A 21,600-nucleotide genomic window follows, 5' to 3' on the forward strand; every position below is an offset into this window, starting at 1 on the left:
CAAATGCATTCTCGTAAACCGTTTTATATATTCGTTATTTTGCTGTTTGTTGCCGGTATTGGTGCCAGTATTTACCGTGGTATCCAGCACAATGTACCTTTCTTACCAGGTGAACAGGTTCAAAGTTGGGCTATCGACGCAAAAATCAGCTTCAACGGTCGCAACCAGCCTGCAGAAGTGCAGTTCTCATTACCCAATGATCCTGCATTTGATATTTTAGTCGAAAATACCACGTCGCCAGGCTACGGCTTAACTATTACTGATGATTCAAATCGTAAAGCGATTTGGTCAATTAGAGAAGCTTCTGGTCCACAATCATTATTTTATCGCGTAACGCTTGTTCCAACAGGAAAATTAGCGCTACATGCAGAACAAGAACCTGCTGATACCGAACTTTATCTTTGGCCTGCAACGGAAAAAACAGCTGCCGAGCAAATTGTTGAAGATGTATGGAGCCGCAGTGCGACTAACCTCTCTTTTGCAAAGCAGTTAATGACATTGATTAACGATGATAATCAAAGCCAAAACATGTCTTTGCTGTTATCTACAAATACATCAACCAAACTGTTTTTACAAATGCTGCACACCAAAGGTGTACCAGCACGTTATGTCAGCGGTTTATTACTTGAAGATCAACGTCGTCGTCAACAATTAACCACTTACGTCCAAGTATACCAAGATGGTGAATGGCATTTGTTTGATGTACAAAACAACAAGCAAGGTCGTGATAATAATCTGGTACTTTGGGAATATGCCGGTGGTTCGGTGTTAGAAGTAATGGGAGGGAGTAACTCTTTAGTTAACTTCTCGATGTTACAAGACACGCGTTCTGCATTAGCCACATCGATTGATATGATGATGACTGACGATGCATTGGACTTTTCTTTATATCAATTACCACTTGAAGAACAAAGCCTATTTAAAGGTATCTTGTTAATTCCAATTGGTGTTTTGGTGGTAGTATTTTTACGCGTGATTGTTGGGATTAAGACATCAGGTACCTTTATGCCTGTGTTAATTGCAATGGCCTTTATTCAAACAACCCTCCTAATTGGATTAATTGGCTTCCTGTTAATCGTATCTTTTGGCTTGATGATCCGCTCCTATTTATCGACACTTAACTTGTTACTGATATCCCGAATATCCGCGGTCATCATAGTGGTGATATTTATTATCGGCTTGTTCACATTGATCTCGTTCAAATTAGGGCTAAGTGAAGGATTAACCGTCACATTCTTCCCAATGATCATTCTTGCTTGGACCATTGAACGCATGTCAATTCTGTGGGAAGAAGAAGGTCCAAAGAAAGTGTTCGTATCGGGTGGTGGCAGTTTATTTGTCGCAACTATCGCCTACTTAGCAATGAGTAATCAATTAGTCCAACATTGGGTATTTAACTTCTTAGGTATTCACTTAGTTATTCTTGCGTTAGTGCTTGTAATGGGCCAATACACAGGTTACCGCTTAACTGAGTTAAAACGCTTTAAACCCTTAGTGGGAGAGAAGTAATGAAGTATGCCTGGCCTTGGGAACTTAGCCGCGCTGGCGTGCTAAACATGAACAAGCGAAACATCAGTTATATTGGTCGTTACAATCCACGCAAACACTATAAACGTGTGGATGACAAATTAATTACTAAACAATTAGCTTTAGCCAATGGCATTGCAGTGCCAGATCTTATCGGTGTTGTGAAAGAGCAGCATGACATTGAACAAATACCTGCCATGGTATTAGGAAAATCTGGTTTTGTTATTAAACCAGCAAAAGGTTCTGGCGGTAAAGGCATTATGGTCATTACCCGAGTTGAAAATGGTCGCTATTATAAGGCTAACGGTAACGAAGTTACCCCTAATGAAATCTATCGTCATGTATCAAATACCCTTAGTGGATTGTTTTCACTTGGAGGTAAACCCGATGTTGCATTAGTTGAAGGATTAATCGAATTTGATCCTATATTTAACGGTGTCAGCTATGAAGGTGTACCAGATATTCGCCTAATTGTATTTAAAGGTTTTCCTGTAATGGGGATGTTACGTTGTTCAACTGCAGCCTCAGACGGTAAAGCTAACTTACACCAAGGTGCTGTTGGTATTGGATTAGATATCGCTACAGGCAGAAGTTTGCATGCTGTTCAGTTTGATGTACCTGTTGATAAACATCCGGATACCCATTTTCCGTTATCTAATATTCAAGTTCCACATTGGGAAACCTTACTTCATACAGCATCCAGTGCTTATGAAATGTGTGAACTGGGTTATTTAGGTACTGATATGGTGCTGGATAAAAATCGCGGTCCATTGCTGTTAGAATTAAACGCCCGCCCAGGGTTAACCATTCAAATAGCTAATGGTAAAGGCATCCTACCTCGCCTTAAACATGTAGAGTCATTAAAGGGACCTGCAATGTCTGTTGAGCAACGAGTAGAATATGCGAAAAAGCATTTTTGCGATATGCCTTTATTTTAATTTTTTAGTCACAGTAATGGCTGTGGCTAATCCTTTAAATCTGTTTGTTGAGCAATGTCTACAGTTTGATGCCTTAAATGAGATTGCCATTCCACAAGAATGGCAATTATCATCAACGCCCTACCCCCCAACAGCGCTTACTTCTGACAAATCATTGGTTGAATTTGAATCCAGCTTACTTTCACTTAATAATTTAAATGATCGAAATAACTATTATAGAAGCTTAACCACACAGACCGAACAACAGCAGCAACTACTTAATTGCCAAGTACATTTGGCTGATGAACTGTCAGCATTATTCAAAAATATCGATGCCAATCAATTAAAGGATGACTTAATCCAGCGAACTAAGGTAGATGCTGATGCCCCAACTACACTTTATGTTAAAACAATACTGCATTTACAACAGCTGCAATTTGACCTAAACGTAAAATCACAATTACATAACTTACAAGCCAGTATTAGGCATTATTTCGTTCAGGATTTCAAATTTGATGCCACTCAAGCTTGCACCTTAGCAGAAGCTATTGATAAAACCGATCAAACGCCCAATGTAAAAGTGACCACCGAATCAAGCATTGCTCATTACTTGATATCACAGCCAGAAATAAACTGCCGGCAACAAGCTTGGCTTGCCTACCAAACACGCACTAAAACCTATAACCAATCAAACTTATTAGCGTTACATAAACTAAAAACCAATCTGGCTAACAAGCAAGGTTTTAACAATGTGGCCGATTATCAATTATCCTTGCACGGTTTAACGACTTCGCAATTAACGTTATTTCTCAATAGCCAGACGAAAAACATTGGATTAGCTCCTTGGGATTTACCTAGAGCATTGCATGCATTACCTAAAATTGCTGTTAAACAACAAGAGTCAATATTGATTGTTGAGGAAATCTTTGAACTATTAAGCGAATTTGATTTACGATTTGAGTTAATTTCGACAAGTGATAACCCATTACGACTCTATCGGGTATGGCTCAATTCGCGATTACTAGGTGAAATCTATGTTGAGCGAGATGAACAGACGACAAAAATTCACCATCATAGAATAAAACAAGCCGTAGTTGGTCATCAAATGGGTCAATATTCACTCAAGCTCCCATTAAAAATAACCAGTGTCAAACAGCATAATGATTTGGTCTTTATCGTGAGTAATATCATTAATCAGCTAGCAAAAGGCAGTGTTTTTTATTATTTGAGTCAATCTGATATCTCATTAGCTAACCAACAATTAGGGAGTTATTGGTTAGCTACATGGTTAGCAAACAAACTGTCATATGAATATACGACTTCCGCCAGAGCACAATTACTACAATCTTTTGCCCAACAACAACACGTCTTCAGAGCAAAAGTGGCACTTTTGTTTTACCAGCAAGCGGATCTTTCAAATTACCAACTACATGAACCCAGCTTACATCAAAGCATCTCAAATGCTTTTAATGACAGTTTTGGTGTACCTTGGATAAATGGTGCAAATGCAATATTTAGTTATCAGGCTATTGCTAATCAAGGGATTAGTTATTATCTTCTGGTGTGGCAAGAAACACTGGCGCAGTTGATCCATACCCAAACGCTTTCCAGCAGTCAAGCCAAGGACATTTTTGATGTGCTCATTGTCAATGAACATAATCAAACCATTTATGATCAATTGTCTGTGATTTTCAATCAGCCAATGGATTTTGAAAACCTATTACGGAGAATTAATTATGCTGGCACTAAGCAAGAGTAGGACACTCTCGTTAGTTGCATTATCCGCTGCGTTGTTTAGTAGCAGTTTATTTGCCAAAGAACCCTATGTAAATCCAGCACACAATCTAACTGGTGAGCAAGTTTACCAACAAATAAAAACGAATTTAGAAACTAACTTGTATTCATTACCGCCACGTGTGCAGGGGCATTATGCCATCCGTCAGTTCCGCATGACAGGTGATGAAAAATACGCAAATGGTGCACTAATTGATTTGTTAACCGTTGCAGAACGCCAAGCTTATTACGCTTGTAACTTGGATAAACCTAATTTTATCGAAACTGAATCAGCATTAGCAGGAAGTAAACTAGGTAAAGGTCCACGTGGTAAAGCCCGTAAAAAAGCCATTGTGCCTTATCCAAAGTTTATGTTGTTAAGCGATACCCTACTTCGTTATTCCAGTCGAATAGATGAGTTTGGTTTTACAGGTCCATGTCATGACTTAATGGTCAAGACATTAAAAGAGCATGATTTCACGCCTGCATTTACTGATAAAAAAATGATTAAATCATGGGCTGCACAGTTAATTAATTATGTTTTCTGGGCAAAACAAATCGGTGTTGGTGATTACTATCCAGCTTATAAAGCAGCGTTTAGAAAAACGTATCCCGACAGTAAAGACGCTAAATTGTCAAAAGGTCAGTTTAAAAACAAAATTTATGGCATGACTCACTTTATTTTTGCTGCTAGTGAATATTATCAATACCAGGTAGATCCAAAAGAATACCAGTGGATTTTAGACTATTTTGAAAAAAATATTGATAGGATCATTGCAGACACCACTGAAGATATTACTACAGAGGTGGGCATCAGCTTCTTGATCACAGGACATAAAAATCATCCAGTAACCCAAAAAGTAAAAGATTTTGTGATTTCATCTTACAATCCACAAATGCAGATGATCCCTTCACCTACGGGTAAGGCTGAATTAGCTTCAGGTGAGCACAGAAACGTATTGGCGATGATGTTGCTTGATTGGCCAGAAACGCTGCACCCTGGACCTTATTTAGCTGACATTAAGAGCACCAAGAAAAACTTACCTCGTCTTGTTAATGTCAAACTAGAAGATAAAAAGGCCGAGGTAAAGCCAACATTGCACTAATACCTCAACAATTTAATGCTTTATAATAAAAAACCCAATGCATGCATTGGGTTTTTTTAACGCAAATATATTGAATAGTAAAATTATTCAGCAGCGTCTTCAGTACGGAATTTATCAGCAGTTGCTTTAATGATTGGCTGAAGTTCACCCTTTTGGAACATTTCAGTGATGATGTCACAACCACCAATCAATTCACCTTCAATCCATAATTGTGGGAATGTTGGCCAATTTGCAAATTTTGGTAATTCAGCACGGATATCTGGGTGCTGTAAAATATCCACGAAGGCAAACTGTTCACCACAGTTAATCATCACCTGCGCAACTTGTGAAGAAAAACCACAACTAGGTAATTTAGGAGAGCCTTTCATGTAAACAATGATTGGGTTTTCACTGATCTGCTGCTTAATTTTTTCTACAGTTTCCATTTTAATTCCTAATGGTAGACAAAGTATGAATAGCTAGAATGCCTATATTGTACGACACCTTGAGCAATAACAAAATGCTACAGTTTGTAAGGGTATAGATTAATTCAACTATTGAATCGTCTTAATCGATATTATTCAAGAAACAATGATTCACATCACAAAAATAATCAGTACAATAGCTGCAGAGCAATGTACCAATTAGGTATAAAAACGATAAACCTAAATCCATGGAGAGAGACTAATGGCTTTCGAATTACCAGCATTACCTTATGCAAAGAACGCACTAGAACCACATATTTCTCAAGAAACAATTGAGTACCACTATGGTAAGCATCACAACACTTATGTTGTAAAATTAAATGGTTTAGTTGAAGGAACTGAGTTTGCTGGCAAAAGCTTAGAAGAAGTTGTTAAAACTTCAACTGGTGGCATGTTCAACAACGCTGCACAGGTTTGGAACCACACCTTCTACTGGAATTGTTTAGCACCAAACGCTGGCGGAGCTGCAACTGGTTCAATCGCTGCAGCTATTGATGCTTCTTTTGGTTCTTTTGAAGAATTCAAAGCAAAATTTACAGATTCTGCGGTAAACAACTTCGGTAGTGCTTGGACTTGGTTAGTAAAAAAAGCAGATGGCTCATTAGCTATCGTTAACACCAGCAATGCCGCTACACCATTAACAGATGAATCAGTTACACCATTACTGACTGTTGATGTTTGGGAACATGCATATTACGTTGATTATCGTAATGCACGTCCAGAATACTTAAACCATTTCTGGCAATTAGTTAACTGGGAATTTGTGAACAGCAATTTTGCTTAATCACTATTACCGTTAATTAAAAATAGGAGCCCTAGGGCTCCTTTTTTATATCTGTAATTTGACGCCAATAAATGCAACTATTGCAATTGCTACGTTTATCATTGTTTTATAAACAATTATTTATAATTATCTTGCGCAGTGTCACATTTTTTATCCTAAACTCTATAAGAAGAGGCCGAAGTGATAATTTGGTAACCGCCCCAAATTAGCTAATGTCTCGCGTTAAGTTGCCATCCCGGCATTGATGTTTTAGGGGGTTATTATGGGCATTTTCGAACATTACCAACAACGTTACCAGAAAAAGCTTGATGAGGAATATACCTTAGAGCAGTTTCTTGAAATTTGTAAGCAAGATAAAAGTGCTTACGTATCTGCAGCAGAACGTTTATTGATGGCCATTGGCGAACCTGAAGTTGTCGATACATCAAAAAATTCTGTGTTAAGCCGCATTTTTTCAAACCGTCTTATCTCTTGTTACCCTGCCTTTAAAGATTTTTATGGCATGGAAGAAGCAATTGAACAAATCGTTTCTTACCTTAAGCATTCGGCACAAGGCTTAGAAGAGTCAAAGCAAATCCTGTATTTACTCGGCCCCGTAGGTGGTGGTAAATCATCTCTGGCAGAAAAGCTAAAATCGCTTATCCAACATGTACCTATCTACATATTAAGCGCCAATGGCATGCGAAGCCCAGTAAATGACCATCCATTTTGCTTGTTCGATTTAGACGAGGACGGCGCCTTACTGCAACAAGAATATAATATTCCTCATCGCTACTTAAAAACGATCATGTCCCCATGGGCTGTAAAACGTTTACATGAATTTGGCGGTGATATATCTAAATTCAGAGTAGTTAAAGTTTATCCTTCTATTCTAGACCAAATTGGGATTGCTAAAACTGAACCAGGGGATGAAAACAATCAGGATATTTCAGCATTAGTCGGTAAAGTTGATATACGTCAATTAGAGCATTTCTCTCAGGATGATGCCGATGCTTACGCTTATTCGGGCGCATTATGTCGCGCGAATCAGGGGCTAATGGAATTTGTTGAAATGTTTAAAGCACCGATAAAAGTGTTGCATCCATTATTAACCGCAACTCAGGAGGGCAATTATAACGGCACCGAAGGTTTATCCGCTTTGCCTTATACAGGGATCATATTGGCTCACAGTAACGAGTCAGAATGGTCTACCTTCAGAAACAACAAAAATAATGAAGCCTTTTTAGATCGCGTATATATCGTTAAAGTCCCCTATTGCCTTAGAGTTTCTGAGGAAATGGAGATCTATCAAAAATTATTAACAAACTCGGAACTATCTCAATCGCCATGTGCACCAGGTACATTAGAAACCCTAGCGCAATTTAGTGTGTTATCGCGCATTAAACCGCCAGAGAACTCGTCAATATATTCAAAAATGCGGGTCTATAACGGCGAAAGTTTAAAAGATACCGATCCTAAAGCAAAATCGTACCAAGAATACCGTGATTACGCAGGTGTGGATGAAGGTATGAATGGATTATCTACTCGATTTGCCTTTAAAATTCTATCTAAAGTATTCAACTTTGATCACACTGAAATTGCCGCCAACCCAGTGCACTTATTTTATGTACTTGAAAAACAAATAGAGCAGGAACAGTTTCCAAATGAACTAAGTGAGCGATATTTAGAGTTTTTAAAAGGATATCTCATTCCTAAATATGTTGAGTTTATCGGTAAAGAAATTCAAACCGCCTACTTAGAATCTTACTCTGAATATGGACAGAATATTTTCGACCGCTATGTTACTTATGCAGATTTTTGGATCCAAGATCAAGAATATCGAGATCCAGAAACAGGACAACTATTCGATAGAGGCGCATTAAACGCGGAACTCGAAAAAATTGAAAAACCAGCAGGAATAAGCAACCCAAAAGATTTCCGTAACGAAATAGTCAACTTTGTGCTTAGAGCTAGAGCCAATAATGAAGGTAATAATCCACTGTGGATCAGTTACGAAAAACTCCGTACCGTAATTGAAAAGAAAATGTTTTCCAATACTGAAGATTTACTTCCAGTGATTTCATTTAATGGCAAAACATCTAACGATGACCAGCGAAAACACGATGATTTTGTAAATCGGATGATGGATAAAGGCTATACCAAGAAACAAGTCAGATTGCTGTCGGAATGGTATTTACGCGTGCGTAAATCATCATAACCCAACACAGGCTTTACTCTGCAGTTTAGTGACGTAAAGCCTGCATTTAGGCTTGGGAGGTGCGTATGGCTAATTTTATAGATAGACGGTTAAATGCAAAGGGAAAAAGCACAGTTAATCGCCAACGATTTATCGAAAGATATAAGAAACAAATTAAAAAAGCTGTCAGTGATGCGGTCACAAGGCGCAGTGTAACGGATATTGATAAAGGCGAGAAAATCAGTATCCCCACTCGAGATATCAGCGAGCCCCTTTTTAGACAAGGTAAAGGGGGAAGTCGTGAGATGGTTCACCCTGGTAACGATAAGTTTAATCGAGGCGACAAAATTGAGCGGCCTCAAGGTGGACAAGGTGACGGAGGCTCAGGTAAAGGTGATGCCTCTGATTCGGGTGAAGGTAATGAAGACTTCGTATTTCAAATATCTAAAGATGAATACCTTGAACTACTGTTTGAAGATTTGGAGTTACCGAATTTACAAAAAAATCGTTTGAATAAATTGATTGAATACCAAACTTTTAGAGCAGGCTTTACCAACGACGGTGTACCGGCAAATATTAATATTGTCCGTTCTTTACGTTCTTCTCTAGCAAGAAGAATCGCCATGAGTGGCAGCAAAAAGAAACTACTTAAACAAATAGAACAACAACTGTTTGAATTAGAAAACACACCCGGTTCAAAAGCAGAATTGATCCTTGATTTAAAAGCGCAAATTGAATTACTCAAAAAACAAATTGCTAAAGTGCCTTTTATCGATACGTTTGATTTACGTTATAACAACTATACAAAAAAAGAAAAGCCCTCTAGCCAAGCGGTAATGTTCTGTTTAATGGATGTTTCTGGCTCTATGGATCAAGCCACCAAGGATATGGCGAAACGATTTTATATTTTGTTATACCTATTTTTAACCCACACTTATAAAAATTTAGAGGTTGTTTACATACGTCATCACACACAAGCCAAGGAAGTTGACGAGCACGAGTTTTTCTATTCACAAGAAACTGGCGGCACCATTGTATCTAGTGCTTTAAAATTGATGCACGAGATCCAGCAAGCAAGATATCCTGCAAATGAATGGAACATTTATGCCGCGCAGGCATCAGATGGAGATAATTGGTCGGATGATTCACCTGTATGTAAAAACCTATTAACTAAACACATTCTGCCGTTAGTCAGATATTTCAGCTACATCGAAATCACCCATAGGGCTCATCAGTCATTGTGGCAAGAATATGAACAGTTACAACAAAGCTTTGACAACATGGCAGTACAACATATCAAGCAAGTTGATGATATTTACCCAGTATTTAGAGAACTCTTTAAGAAACAAGCTGTTTAGGAGGCACTATGGATAAATCTACCCGTTCGCCTTTAAGTGATGGCCCAGAATGGACTTTCGACCTGCTGCAAGCCTATCTTGATGAAATTGAAAAAGCGGCAAAATTTTTTAACATTGATGCATACCCCAATCAAATTGAAATTATTACTGCTGAACAGATGATGGATGCCTATGCAGGAATAGGTATGCCGATTGGTTACACGCATTGGTCGTTTGGCAAACGATTTATTGAGACTGAGCAAGGATATAAACGCGGCCAAATGGGTTTGGCATATGAAATCGTGATTAACTCAGATCCGTGTATTGCATACCTTATGGAAGAAAACACCATAACGATGCAAGCCTTAGTCATGGCACACGCAAGTTTTGGCCATAATAGTTTCTTTAAAAATAATTACTTGTTCAAAACTTGGACAGATGCTAGCTCTATCATTGATTATTTAGTGTTTGCTAAAAACTATATCCACCAATGCGAACTTAAATATGGCGTCGATCAAGTCGAACTTACCATTGATTCATGTCACGCTTTAATGAATTACGGTGTCGATAGGTACAAGCGCCCCTCTGAAATTTCTTTTAGTGAAGAACAAGCAAGACAAAAAGATCGAGAGGCATACTTACAGAGCCAGGTTAATGATTTATGGCGTACAGTGCCCACCAGCAATCACGAGCATATTGAAACCAAACGTAAACAATTTCCATCAGAACCACAGGAAAACATCCTTTACTTTTTAGAGAAAAACGCGCCATTACTTGAGCCTTGGCAACGAGAAATAGTCCGAATTGTTAGAAAAATGGCTCAATATTTTTACCCACAAAAACAGACACAAGTGATGAACGAAGGTTGGGCGACATTCTGGCATTACACCATACTCAACCATTTATATGACACTGGTAAAGTCACTGACAGATTTATGCTTGAATTTTTACAAAGTCATACCGCGGTGGTAGCTCAGCCTGTCTATAATAGTCCATATTACAATGGGATAAACCCATACGCTTTAGGTTTCAGTATGTTTGTCGACATTAGACGTATATGTGAAAACCCTACAGAAGAAGACAAACATTGGTTCCCTGATATCGCTGGCAGTGATTGGTTAACAACAGTACATTTTGCAATGAAAAACTTTAAAGATGAAAGTTTTATTAGCCAGTATTTGTCGCCAAAAGTGATCCGAGACTTCAAGTTATTCGGCATTTTAGATGATGAGAAACGATCATTTATTCATGTTTCTGCCATTCACGATGAAAGTGGTTATCAAGAAATACGCAATATGTTGTCACAACAATACAACTTATCAAATATTGAGCCAAATATTCAGGTACAAAATGTAGAGATTAATGGCGATAGATCATTAACCTTACGCTATACCCCGCACAATAATATTCCACTGTCGGATAACGTTAATGAAGTTTTAAAACATTTACACCGTTTATGGGGCTTCAAAGTGAGCTTAGAGCAAATTGACGCAAGTGATAATATTAATATATTAGCAACCTGCCCTGAAATTAAAGCACCTACAGAATCAGTAACATCTTCTACCTACACCCAGGTTACGATATAACTTACTTATATCCCCCGAGATAAAATTGAGTCATGAGTGAATTATCGAAAACATGTTAGTCATTATGACTAACATGTTATTGTTCTCACTACAAAAGACTTAACCAGATTTCCCAAGACCAAAAGCCAATCGATAACCACCTGAAAATAAACAATAATAATTATTGGCATACTTCCTGCTTTACACTCAACAATAAATCAACATTTGTTACAAAAATCAGCGTGACGAAGCCAATAAACGGCGTAGGCTAATACAAGCTAAATTGGTTTAATTCGCAACGTAGCACAGATTAACTTATTTAAGGCAGGTTCCCATGGACAGGATTCAATCAGTAAAAAAATTTATTATCCCTTTTTGTTGTTTAGTGATGCTAGCGGGTTGTAATGGAGAAGAAGAACAGGCAAAAGAAGAAGACAAATTTGCTGTTCCCGTTGAAACGACATTAGTTGTACAGGGCAATGTATCGTCTTTCTACAGCACTACTGCTACGTTAGAAGCGCCTCAAGAAGCTCACGTTATGACGCGAATTTCTGGATTAATTGAAAACATTAATGTCGAAGAAGGTGACCGTGTTACCACAGGACAAGTATTAGCAATAATAGATGCTAAGCGTCAGCAATATGACTTCAACCGTTCGCAAGCTGAAGTACAAATTATTGAACAAGAATTAAATCGCTTACGCAAAATGACTAACAAAGAGTTTATTAGCCAAGACACTATGGCTAAACTCGAATTTAATCTGCAAGCCGCTATTGCAAAGCGCGATTTGGCCGAGCTGCAAGTCAAAGAAAGTCGTATCGTGTCGCCAATTAATGGTGTTGTTGCTAAAAGACATGTTAAACAAGGCAACATGGTGCGTGAGTTTGACGAACTATTCTATGTGGTTAACCAAGACGAACTCCACGGTATCGTGCATTTACCAGAGCAACAGCTTCCTAGCCTTCGCTTAGGCCAACATGCAAGTGTTCGCCAAAATCAACATGATAACAATATGGTCGATGCTACTGTGCTTAGGATAAGCCCAATTGTTGATGCCCAAAGTGGCACGTTTAAAGTAACCTTGTCTGTACCCAATAAAAATGCCCTTTTAAAAGCCGGAATGTTTACTCGAGTCGAAATTAAGTACGACACTCATGATGATGTGATAACGGTGCCATATAACGCGCTAATTAATCAGGATGATACCCAAGCATTATATGTCATTAAAGATACAATCGCAGAACGTCGAGTCGTCAGCCTTGGGTATCGTCAAGATAATACCGTTGAAATTATATCGGGCGTTGCTGTCGGTGAACAAATCGTCATCCGTGGCCAACAAAACCTGAAAGATCAATCTCTTGTAGAAGTGATTAATCCTTTAAATGTTGCGGCTATTAGATAACGGAGCGATTTTATGTCTATCATTAACACTTCTGTTAATCGTCCCGTGACGGTTTGGATGTTCATGCTTGCGGTTATGCTATTCGGTATGGTTGGATTTAGCCGACTTGCAGTCATGTTACTGCCAGACTTAAGTTACCCAAGCGTCACTATCCGCACGGCTTACGATGGCGCTGCACCGGTTGAAATAGAACAGCTGGTTTCAAAGCCAATTGAAGAAGCTGTCGGCGTAGTTAAGGGTTTAAGAAAAATCAGCTCTATCTCTCGCTCTGGTATGTCAGATGTGGTGCTCGAGTTTGAATGGGGCAGCAATATGGACATGGCAAGCCTAGAGGTACGAGAAAAACTTGACACAATTGAGTTGCCACTAGATATCAATAAACCGCTATTATTAAGGTTTAACCCTAACCTTGATCCAATCATGCGATTAGCGTTTTCAGTGCCTGATGCTACTGATAGCAATCTTAAGCAAATGCGTACATTTGCTGAAGAAGAGTTAAAACGTCGCTTAGAAGCTCTGTCAGGTGTAGCAGCGGTTAGATTGTCAGGGGGACTTGAGCAAGAAGTACATATTTTATTGAACCAGCAAAAGCTCGCGCAATTAAACTTAAATGCAGATGATATTAAACAAAGGATCAATCAAGAAAACATTAATCTTTCAGCGGGTAAAGTGATTCAAAGTGACAAAGAGTATTTAGTCAGAACATTGAATCAATTTAATTCACTGGAAGAGTTAGGAAATGTGATTGTTTTTCGTAATGAGCAGACTTTGGTACGCTTAAGTGAAGTCGCACAAATCAGTGACGCGTATAAAGAACGTAGTGATATTACAAGAATTGGTGCCGTTGAGTCTATCGAGTTAGCGATTTATAAGGAAGGTGATGCAAACACTGTTACTGTAGCAAAAAAATTGCAAGCAGAATTAGAAAAGATCAATAACGCTGATGAAAATAAACAACTCAACATTATTTATGACCAATCTGAATTTATCGAAAGTGCCGTAAATGAAGTCACATCTTCAGCGCTAATTGGTAGCATATTGGCTATGTTAGTCATTTATTTATTCTTACGTAATATTCTAGCAACGTTAATTATTTCCATCTCAATCCCCTTCTCTGTTATTGCCACATTTAACATGATGTACTTTGCTGATATTAGTCTCAATATCATGTCGTTGGGAGGAATTGCATTAGCCATTGGATTATTAGTAGATAATGCGATTGTCGTGCTTGAAAATATTGACAGATATCAGTCTCAGGGCTTAAGCAAAATGGACGCTGCTGTTGCTGGTTGCCAAGAAGTCTCTGGCGCAATTGTGGCATCAACCCTCACAACATTGGCGGTATTTGTTCCTTTAGTCTTTGTTGATGGAATCGCTGGCGCCTTGTTCGCCGATCAGGCTCTTACCGTGACTTTCGCCTTACTGGCATCGCTGTTTATCGCATTAACAGCCATTCCAATGTTAGCCTCGCGTCAAGGTTTCAAAAGTCTGCCACCGTCTAATGAGGCTGTGCCAGTAGTAATACCTACAACTCGATATGGAAAATTCGGCTATTACGCTTCGGCTGTTATCAGTTGGCCATTTAAATTACTGTTTCGATATATTCCTGCGGGTTTACTGACCTTTAGCATTGTGATTGTCCGATTTGTAAGTTGGTTAGTTGGCCTTGTCATGCGCCCACTAGCAACAGTATTTAACTATGGTTATAACGCAATAGCGAAAGTGTACGACCATTTACTTAACCATGTGCTCAAACATCAAATACTGACATTACTCGTCGCTCTAGGGGTTACCCTTGGTGCAGGTAGTTTGTTGCCTAAATTAGGGATGGAATTGATCCCACCTATGAATCAAGGCGAGTTTTATGTTGAACTGTTATTACCACCTGGCACAGAGGTCAGCGAAACAGATAAAGTTTTACAGCAACTAGCACTGACGATTAGTGGCAATCCTGACGTCAAGCACACTTTCAGCCAGGCAGGAAGTGGCGGACTTATGACCTCCGATACAGCTAGAGGCGGAGAGAACTGGGGTCGACTTCAGGTCGTTCTTGCTCATCCTACAGCGTTTGAATCTGTCACAGCTATATTGCGACAAGCCGCTAAAAGGATCCCTGAGTTGGATGCAAAAATTGAACAGCCAGAATTATTTAGCTTTAAAACTCCGTTAGAAATTGAATTGTCTGGCTACGATTTAGCTCAACTCAAAAGCAGTGCAGATAAACTCGTTGATGCACTGGCACAATCGGCAAGATTTACCGATTTGAATACTACGTTACGTGATGGGCAGCCGGAGATCAGTATTCAATTTGATCATCAAAGACTTGCCGCGCTGGGCATGGATGCACCAACAGTTGCAGCCCGTATCGCACAGCGTGTCGGTGGTACTGTTGCCAGTCAATATACTGTTCGTGATCGTAAAGTCGACATTTTGGTTCGCAGTGAATTATCAGAACGAGATCAAATATCTGATATAGATGCGTTAATCATTAATCCTAATAGCTCACAACCTATTCCGTTAAGTGCGGTAGCAGACATTCAATTACAAGTTGGTCCTTCAGCGATTAACCGCATTAGCCAACAACGTGTAGCGATTGTATCGGCAAACCTCGGTTTCGGTGATTTAAGTGACGCTGTAGCCGAAGCAAAATTAATATTGGATCAGCAGCAATTTTCTTCATCGATTCAAACTAACTTTGGTGGTCAAAATGAAGAGATGGAACATTCATTTAACTCATTGAAAATTGCCTTAGTGCTAGCCATATTTTTAGTCTATTTGGTAATGGCAAGTCAGTTTGAGTCATTACTACACCCGTTACTTATTTTGATCGCAATACCTATGGCCGTTGCCGGTAGTATTCTGGGCTTATTTATCACCAACACTCACCTAAGTGTTGTAGTATTCATTGGTTTAATTATGTTGGCGGGTATTGTGGTTAACAATGCCATTGTGCTGGTAGATCGTATCAATCAATTACGTGTAGATGGTATGGATAAACTTCATGCTATTGAGCAAGCAGCAAAATCACGTTTACGCCCTATTCTTATGACTACACTGACCACGGCATTAGGTTTATTACCTATGGCGATAGGTATGGGTGATGGTAGCGAAGTCAGAGCACCAATGGCAATTACGGTGATTTTTGGCCTACTTTTATCTACTTTACTGACGCTTCTCGTTATTCCATGCTTATACGGTTTATTTGACCGTAAGAATTACGCCGCCTTTTCCGAGTTAACACCGGATTCGGAGGTAAAGCTATGAATATCACCAAACTGGCGTTAAAACGTCCCGTGACTACCAGCATGTTTTTTGTTGCGATTATGCTGTTTGGCATGGCGGCTAGCAGAATGTTGCCATTGGAGATGTTTCCTGGAATTGATATTCCGCAAATTATGGTACAGGTGCCTTACAAAGGCTCAAGCCCTGCAGAAGTTGAACGGGATATCACCAAAGTACTTGAAGAAGCCCTCGCCACTATAGGGGGTATAGAAGAGCTTCATTCAGATTCGACTCAAGATGGCGCCTTTATTCAGCTAAATTTAAAGTGGGGTGAAAAAGTTGCCACGAAAAGTTTAGAAGCCCGTGAAAAAATCGATTCGGTAAGACATTTATTACCCAAAGATGTAGAGCGGGTTATTATTCAGCAATTTTCAACAGCTGATATGCCTGTGCTTACTATACGTATATCCAGTGAAAAAGAACTTTCCAATGCGTTCGATTTACTTGATAAACAGCTACGTAAGCCCCTAGAGCGTGTTGATGGAGTATCTAAGGTCACTTTGTATGGTGTGGAACAAAAACAGATTGATATTCGAATCGATGCTGACAAATTAATTGCCAGTGGTATCAGCAATCAAATCTTACAGAATCGTTTACTCTCACAAAACTTTGTTATCAATGCCGGCACGTTAAGAAGCGATGGTAACGTGTTTCAAGTGTCTCCTAAAGGTGAATTCACCAACCTTGATGACATCAGTAGCTTAGTCCTTATCCCTGGGATCACTCTTGGGGATATTGCTAAAATTAATTTTGCCTTACCTGAAAAAATTGAAGGTCGTCATTTAGACCAAAAATACGCTGTCGGTGTCGATGTATTCAAAGAGTCTGGGGCCAATTTAGTTGAAGTGTCCGATCGTGTGATGAAAGTCATCGAAGAGACAAAGCAAGATAAACAATTTAATGGCGTTAAATTATTTATTATGGAAGATCAGGCCTTTGGAGTTAAATCATCATTACAGGATTTACTCCTATCTGGTCTGTTAGGTGCCCTATTGTCATTTGGTGTGTTGTATTTATTTTTGCGTAATTTGAAAATGACCTTAGTCGTCGTTTCATCAGTCCCTATTTCACTTTGTATGACATTAGCGGGTATGTATTTTCTGGGCTATAGCTTAAATATTCTCTCCATGATGGGTCTGTTATTGGCCGTTGGTATGTTGATTGATAATGCTGTTGTCGTAACAGAAAGTGTTTTACAGGAAAAACAAGCTGGCCATATCGATGATACCAAGCAACTCAAGGCTAACGAAACCGCGGTATTAGCGGGTGTAGATAAAGTCTCGCTTGCTGTGTTAGCTGGAACGCTAACGACCGCAATTGTGTTTTTACCTAATATTTTTGGGGTAAAAGTACAGCTAACTATTTTTCTTGAGCATGTGGCGATCGCCATTTGTATCTCGTTAGCCGCGTCATTATTAGTGGCTAAAACACTTATTCCATTGATGTTAAATACATTTCACTTTGATATTAACCTAAATGAGAAACAGGGAAAATTAGCAGCGTTTTATCACAACAGCTTGACCTGGGTACTGGCAAGACCTAAACGTTCTGCTGTGGTTTCAGTGTTAATTTTACTCTCCACCGCTTTACCATTATCTATGGTGCAACAGGATCAAGGTGACGGTGAAGGTAATGATCGCCTTTACATTAATTATCAATTAGAAGGTAGACATGCCCTGCGTGTCACCGAAGCCTTAGTGTCTGAAATGGAAACCTACTTGTATGCCAACAAAGAAAAGTTTCACATTGATGCGGTATATAGCTATTACGCTCCCCACGATGCGCAATCCACCATTATTTTACAAAAAGATTTAGACATCGACATGAAGGAACTGAAGAAGAATATCCGGGAAGGATTTCCTAAGTTCTCTATTGCTACGCCGCAATTTGGTTGGGGTAACGAGCAAAATGGCGTCAGAGTGACTTTAACTGGCCGGTCTACCTCTGAGCTTATTCGTTTGAGTAATCAGGTTGTGCCTTTATTAAACGATATAGAGGGTTTAGTCGATGTGCGTTCGGAAGTAAATAGTGCCCAGCAAGAAGTGGTCGTGATCGTCGACCGCGAAATGGCTGCCAGACTCGATGTTAAGCTTAATGACGTAGCCTCTAGTATTGCCTTGGCACTTAGAGGTACACCTTTAAGATCCTTTAGACATGATCCGTCAGGCGAATTAAGGATTGAACTGGCCTACGATAAATCATGGCAGTATTCATTGGAACGCTTAAAGCAACTCCCCATATTACGTAAAGATGATCGTGTTTATACCTTAGATAGTTTGGCGCAAATCAATATTGTGCCGCGTTTTGACAGCATCAAACATTACAATCGTCAAACCGCATTATCCATAGGCGCTAATTTAGATGACATGACAACAGAAGAAGCACAAAAGCAGATTTCACGAGTCATGGATTCAGTTAATTTCCCCTATGGTTATAACTATTCTTTACGTGGTGGGTTTGAACGACAGGATGAAGACCAATCTATCATGGCTGTTAACATGTTATTAGCTATTGTGATGATCTATATCGTTATGGCTGCATTATTTGAGTCATTGTTATTACCAACGGCAATTATAACTTCTATTCTGTTTTCTATTACTGGAGTTTTTTGGGCGTTATGGGTAACAGCCACGCCAATGTCTGTTATGTCAATGATAGGGATCCTTATTCTAATGGGGATCGTAGTGAATAACGGCATTGTGTTAGTTGACCAAATAAATCAAATGACGCCGGGTTTAGATAAGTTGTCAGACACGATCATCAATGTATGTATAACTCGATTGCGCCCAGTGTTAATGACAGTTGCAACCACTGTATTAGGATTAGTGCCCTTAGCAATGGGCGACACCCAAATAGGCGGAGGGGGTCCACCTTATTCACCTATGGCGATTGCAATTATTGGCGGACTGACCTTCTCCACAGTGACAAGCTTATACTTAGTGCCACTGTGTTATCAGGGACTGTATATCTTGCGTCATAACGCGGCAATAAGATTAGGTCTTGCTGACAAATTTGCCAAAAAACTGCTACCTTGGACTGTGTAGTTAATTTGGAAATTAATTTTAGGATAAATCATGTTATTTAATACTTTAGCTTATAAAAAGAAACCATTAAAAAACATATCAACATGCGCGTTAATTATAGGAATAACGCTGGCAGGACAAAGTGTGGCAGATGATAGGTTCAAAGATGTAAGCATTACGTCTACACAGTTAACTGAATCTACCTACATGTTTGTCGGTTCTGGTGGCAATATTGGAGTGTCTGCTGGATCTGATGGTTTATTGATTATTGATGACCAATTTGCACCTCTGGCTGACAAAATTACCGCGTCACTGAATATGATCCAAGCGGGTACCCCAAAATACATAGTCAATACGCATTACCATGGTGATCACACTGGGGGTAATGCACACTTTGGTGAAAAAGGCACCATAGTGGCTCACCACAATGTATTAAAACGATTATCGTCCGACGGTAACACCCCAGGATCATATCTCCATTCATTTTAACCAGGATACGCTAGATGTATTTCATTTAGGGCCAGGACATACCGATGGTGACAGCGTAGTGAAGTGGAAAAAAGCCAATGTGATTCATATGGGTGATCTGTTCTTTAAAGATAGGTTCCCCTACATCGATTTAGATGGTGGTGGTTCTGTTGTTGGCTATCGAGATAATGTAGCTGCTGTTATCGCCAAAATCGATGATAATGCTCAAATTATTCCGGGACATGGTGACTTGGCCAGTAAAAGTGATTTATTAAAATTCAAGCACATGTTGGATGACAGCATAAATTGGATGAGGTCAAATAAAGTAAATGGCCTAAGCTTAGACGAAATAAAAAGAATGGGTGTACCAGAGCAATATAAAACGTGGAGCTGGGCATTTATCAATCAAGATAAATGGATAGAAACCCTATACAAAGATTTATAACCATTTAACTGATTACTGGTAACAATAAAAAATGGCCAATCAGTTAGATTGGCCATTTTGTATTTTATAAAACCTGATGAAATCATCAGCCATTAAATGTCACGTTTATGAAAAAAGCGCTAAACAGTCAATGATAACGATTTATTAGTAGTCTATTACGCTTGAGTATCAACAGTTTCTTTCGCATCTTCAACTGGCGCTTCGGTCGTTTCAATCACTAACCATGCAGAGAACAGTTTATAGCTTAATGCTAAAACCACCGCGCCAACAAATAAGCCCACAATACCTGATAGCAACATGCCGCCAATTGCGCCCAGTAAAATCACTAGCATTGGAATATCAACACCACGGCCCATTAACATTGGCTTCAAGAATGTGTCGCTACTGCCTACCAATAAACTCCAAATCATGAATATTGTTGCCACAGTTGAGCTCTCAACCGAGTATACATAGGCAATAATCGGTCCTAATACAATTAACCCGGGTAATTGTACAATGGCTAAAATTAACACCAGCAACATCCAAATCCCTGTACCAGGAACACCAACCAGCCCCATACCAATACCCGCTAAGATACATTGAATAAAGGCGACACCAATAACCCCTTGCACCACGCTTCGCACCGTGGCTACCGCAAGTGAGGCAAATTCATTGCCGTGGCTTCCTGCTAATTTGGTCGCGATTTTATAAAACATTTTCCCAGAACCATCAGCATGTTTCATAAATACACCAGCAATAATAATCGAAATCAAGAATTGTAAAACGGTTAAGCCAAAGCTCCCTATGGCCGAAGCTGCAGAAGCGGAAAAATGGGTAATGTACTCTTTATTTTCATGAATAACGTCTTGTAGATCTACAGACAAGTGCAGCCAAAACTCATGCAACTTTTTACCTATAACAGGCAATTCAGCAACTGAATCTTTTGGCGGCGGTATAACAAAAGTTCCCTCTTTTATTTCTGTCACGAAATCTGTTGTACCTGATACGAGGGCTTCAGAAAACAACACACTCGGAACTATCAATATTGATAGGGCAAATAAGGTGACAACCAAACTCGATTTACCCACTGATAATTTTAACTTATTAGCTAACACCATCACGATAGGATAAAGCGCAATGGCAATAATGCCTCCCCATAAAATGGGCATTAAAAAAGGTCTAATAATTTGAAAACACCAAATTACCATCACAAATATCAGGGCAACCTTAATTGCTGCATCAATTACCGCATGGGTAAAAGTACCTGAAGTTAAATCATTTTTTGAATTCATTTATCAATCCTTTGGTTAATTTAAGTATTTGTTAAATCTTTAATATTATTAAATAAGTTT

The 21,600-nt window shown here is 39.2% G+C and carries 15 protein-coding genes; 13 read left to right on the plus strand and 2 right to left on the minus strand.

Annotated elements, in window-relative coordinates:
• Positions 1-3 precede the first annotated feature (3 nt).
• The 4 genes from NE535_RS08650 to NE535_RS08665 are packed head-to-tail and all read left to right on the plus strand — an operon-like array spanning position 4 to position 5,323.
• On the plus strand, positions 4-1,509 hold the full coding sequence (locus tag NE535_RS08650; protein WP_261298233.1) for a UUP1 family membrane protein: 1,506 nt from the start codon (positions 4-6) through the stop codon (positions 1,507-1,509).
• Positions 1,509-2,465, plus strand: coding sequence for an alpha-L-glutamate ligase-like protein (locus tag NE535_RS08655; RefSeq protein ID WP_261298234.1), 957 nt, complete (start codon positions 1,509-1,511; stop codon positions 2,463-2,465). The genes NE535_RS08650 and NE535_RS08655 overlap by 1 nt, the downstream gene beginning before the upstream one ends.
• A complete protein-coding gene (locus tag NE535_RS08660) occupies positions 2,428-4,203 on the plus strand; it encodes a hypothetical protein (protein WP_261298235.1) in 1,776 nt (591 codons plus the stop codon). Before NE535_RS08655 ends, NE535_RS08660 begins: the two co-directional genes overlap by 38 nt.
• On the plus strand, positions 4,181-5,323 hold the full coding sequence (locus tag NE535_RS08665) for a DUF3541 domain-containing protein (protein ID WP_261298236.1): 1,143 nt from the start codon (positions 4,181-4,183) through the stop codon (positions 5,321-5,323). The genes NE535_RS08660 and NE535_RS08665 overlap by 23 nt, the downstream gene beginning before the upstream one ends.
• 83 nt (positions 5,324-5,406) lie before the next feature.
• Here the strand turns inward: NE535_RS08665 and grxD are convergent, their stop codons facing one another.
• Positions 5,407-5,748, minus strand: a complete 342-nt coding sequence (gene grxD / locus NE535_RS08670; protein ID WP_261298237.1) for a Grx4 family monothiol glutaredoxin — start codon at positions 5,746-5,748, stop codon at positions 5,407-5,409.
• Positions 5,749-5,989: 241 nt separating this feature from the next.
• On the opposite strand from grxD, the gene sodB reads away from it, so the two are divergent.
• From sodB to NE535_RS18710, 9 genes are all read left to right on the plus strand, one after another.
• Complete coding sequence (sodB, locus tag NE535_RS08675; RefSeq protein ID WP_188839649.1) at positions 5,990-6,571, plus strand: superoxide dismutase [Fe]; 582 nt, start codon at positions 5,990-5,992, stop codon at positions 6,569-6,571.
• Positions 6,572-6,833: 262 nt separating this feature from the next.
• Complete coding sequence (locus NE535_RS08680; protein WP_261298238.1) at positions 6,834-8,768, plus strand: PrkA family serine protein kinase; 1,935 nt, start codon at positions 6,834-6,836, stop codon at positions 8,766-8,768.
• 65 nt (positions 8,769-8,833) lie between these two features.
• Complete coding sequence (locus NE535_RS08685) at positions 8,834-10,105, plus strand: YeaH/YhbH family protein (protein ID WP_261298239.1); 1,272 nt, start codon at positions 8,834-8,836, stop codon at positions 10,103-10,105.
• Positions 10,106-10,113: 8 nt separating this feature from the next.
• Positions 10,114-11,670, plus strand: a complete 1,557-nt coding sequence (locus NE535_RS08690; protein ID WP_261298240.1) for a SpoVR family protein — start codon at positions 10,114-10,116, stop codon at positions 11,668-11,670.
• Between the two features lie 313 nt (positions 11,671-11,983).
• Positions 11,984-13,051: an efflux RND transporter periplasmic adaptor subunit gene (locus tag NE535_RS08695; protein WP_261298241.1), complete on the plus strand. Its 1,068-nt coding sequence runs from the start codon at positions 11,984-11,986 to the stop codon at positions 13,049-13,051.
• Between the two features lie 12 nt (positions 13,052-13,063).
• Positions 13,064-16,315 (plus strand): efflux RND transporter permease subunit, encoded by a 3,252-nt coding sequence (locus NE535_RS08700; RefSeq protein WP_261298242.1) that lies wholly within the window; start codon positions 13,064-13,066, stop codon positions 16,313-16,315.
• Positions 16,312-19,377, plus strand: a complete 3,066-nt coding sequence (locus NE535_RS08705; RefSeq protein WP_261298243.1) for an efflux RND transporter permease subunit — start codon at positions 16,312-16,314, stop codon at positions 19,375-19,377. The genes NE535_RS08700 and NE535_RS08705 overlap by 4 nt, the downstream gene beginning before the upstream one ends.
• Before the next feature lie 30 nt (positions 19,378-19,407).
• Positions 19,408-19,845 carry an MBL fold metallo-hydrolase gene (locus NE535_RS18705; RefSeq protein WP_342454505.1) on the plus strand — a complete coding sequence of 146 codons (438 nt, stop codon included), beginning with the start codon at positions 19,408-19,410 and terminating at the stop codon, positions 19,843-19,845.
• Positions 19,835-20,269, plus strand: a complete 435-nt coding sequence (locus NE535_RS18710; protein ID WP_342454506.1) for an MBL fold metallo-hydrolase — start codon at positions 19,835-19,837, stop codon at positions 20,267-20,269. Before NE535_RS18705 ends, NE535_RS18710 begins: the two co-directional genes overlap by 11 nt.
• Positions 20,270-20,424: 155 nt before the next feature.
• On the opposite strand, the gene NE535_RS08715 is transcribed toward NE535_RS18710, so the two are convergent.
• Positions 20,425-21,540, minus strand: a complete 1,116-nt coding sequence (locus NE535_RS08715) for an AI-2E family transporter (RefSeq protein WP_261298244.1) — start codon at positions 21,538-21,540, stop codon at positions 20,425-20,427.
• Between the last annotated feature and the right edge of the window lie 60 nt (positions 21,541-21,600).

The sequence above is a fragment of the Shewanella holmiensis genome (genome assembly GCF_025370255.1).
Classification (GTDB): Bacteria; Pseudomonadota; Gammaproteobacteria; order Enterobacterales; family Shewanellaceae; genus Shewanella; species Shewanella holmiensis.

Excerpts from the sequence above, each read along its gene's own strand:
- NE535_RS08680 (WP_261298238.1), top strand. The coding sequence starts at position 6,834 with ATGGGCATTTTCGAACATTACCAACAACGTTACCAGAAAAAGCTTGAT.
- NE535_RS08665 (WP_261298236.1), top strand. The coding sequence starts at position 4,181 with ATGCTGGCACTAAGCAAGAGTAGGACACTCTCGTTAGTTGCATTATCC.
- NE535_RS08650 (WP_261298233.1), top strand. The coding sequence starts at position 4 with ATGCATTCTCGTAAACCGTTTTATATATTCGTTATTTTGCTGTTTGTT.
- NE535_RS08700 (WP_261298242.1), top strand. The coding sequence starts at position 13,064 with ATGTCTATCATTAACACTTCTGTTAATCGTCCCGTGACGGTTTGGATG.
- NE535_RS08655 (WP_261298234.1), top strand. The coding sequence starts at position 1,509 with ATGAAGTATGCCTGGCCTTGGGAACTTAGCCGCGCTGGCGTGCTAAAC.
- NE535_RS08695 (WP_261298241.1), top strand. The coding sequence starts at position 11,984 with ATGGACAGGATTCAATCAGTAAAAAAATTTATTATCCCTTTTTGTTGT.
- NE535_RS18705 (WP_342454505.1), top strand. The coding sequence starts at position 19,408 with ATGTTATTTAATACTTTAGCTTATAAAAAGAAACCATTAAAAAACATA.
- NE535_RS08690 (WP_261298240.1), top strand. The coding sequence starts at position 10,114 with ATGGATAAATCTACCCGTTCGCCTTTAAGTGATGGCCCAGAATGGACT.
- NE535_RS08685 (WP_261298239.1), top strand. The coding sequence starts at position 8,834 with ATGGCTAATTTTATAGATAGACGGTTAAATGCAAAGGGAAAAAGCACA.
- sodB (WP_188839649.1), top strand. The coding sequence starts at position 5,990 with ATGGCTTTCGAATTACCAGCATTACCTTATGCAAAGAACGCACTAGAA.
- NE535_RS08715 (WP_261298244.1), bottom strand. The coding sequence starts at position 21,540 with ATGAATTCAAAAAATGATTTAACTTCAGGTACTTTTACCCATGCGGTA.
- NE535_RS08705 (WP_261298243.1), top strand. The coding sequence starts at position 16,312 with ATGAATATCACCAAACTGGCGTTAAAACGTCCCGTGACTACCAGCATG.
- grxD (WP_261298237.1), bottom strand. The coding sequence starts at position 5,748 with ATGGAAACTGTAGAAAAAATTAAGCAGCAGATCAGTGAAAACCCAATC.
- NE535_RS08660 (WP_261298235.1), top strand. The coding sequence starts at position 2,428 with ATGCGAAAAAGCATTTTTGCGATATGCCTTTATTTTAATTTTTTAGTC.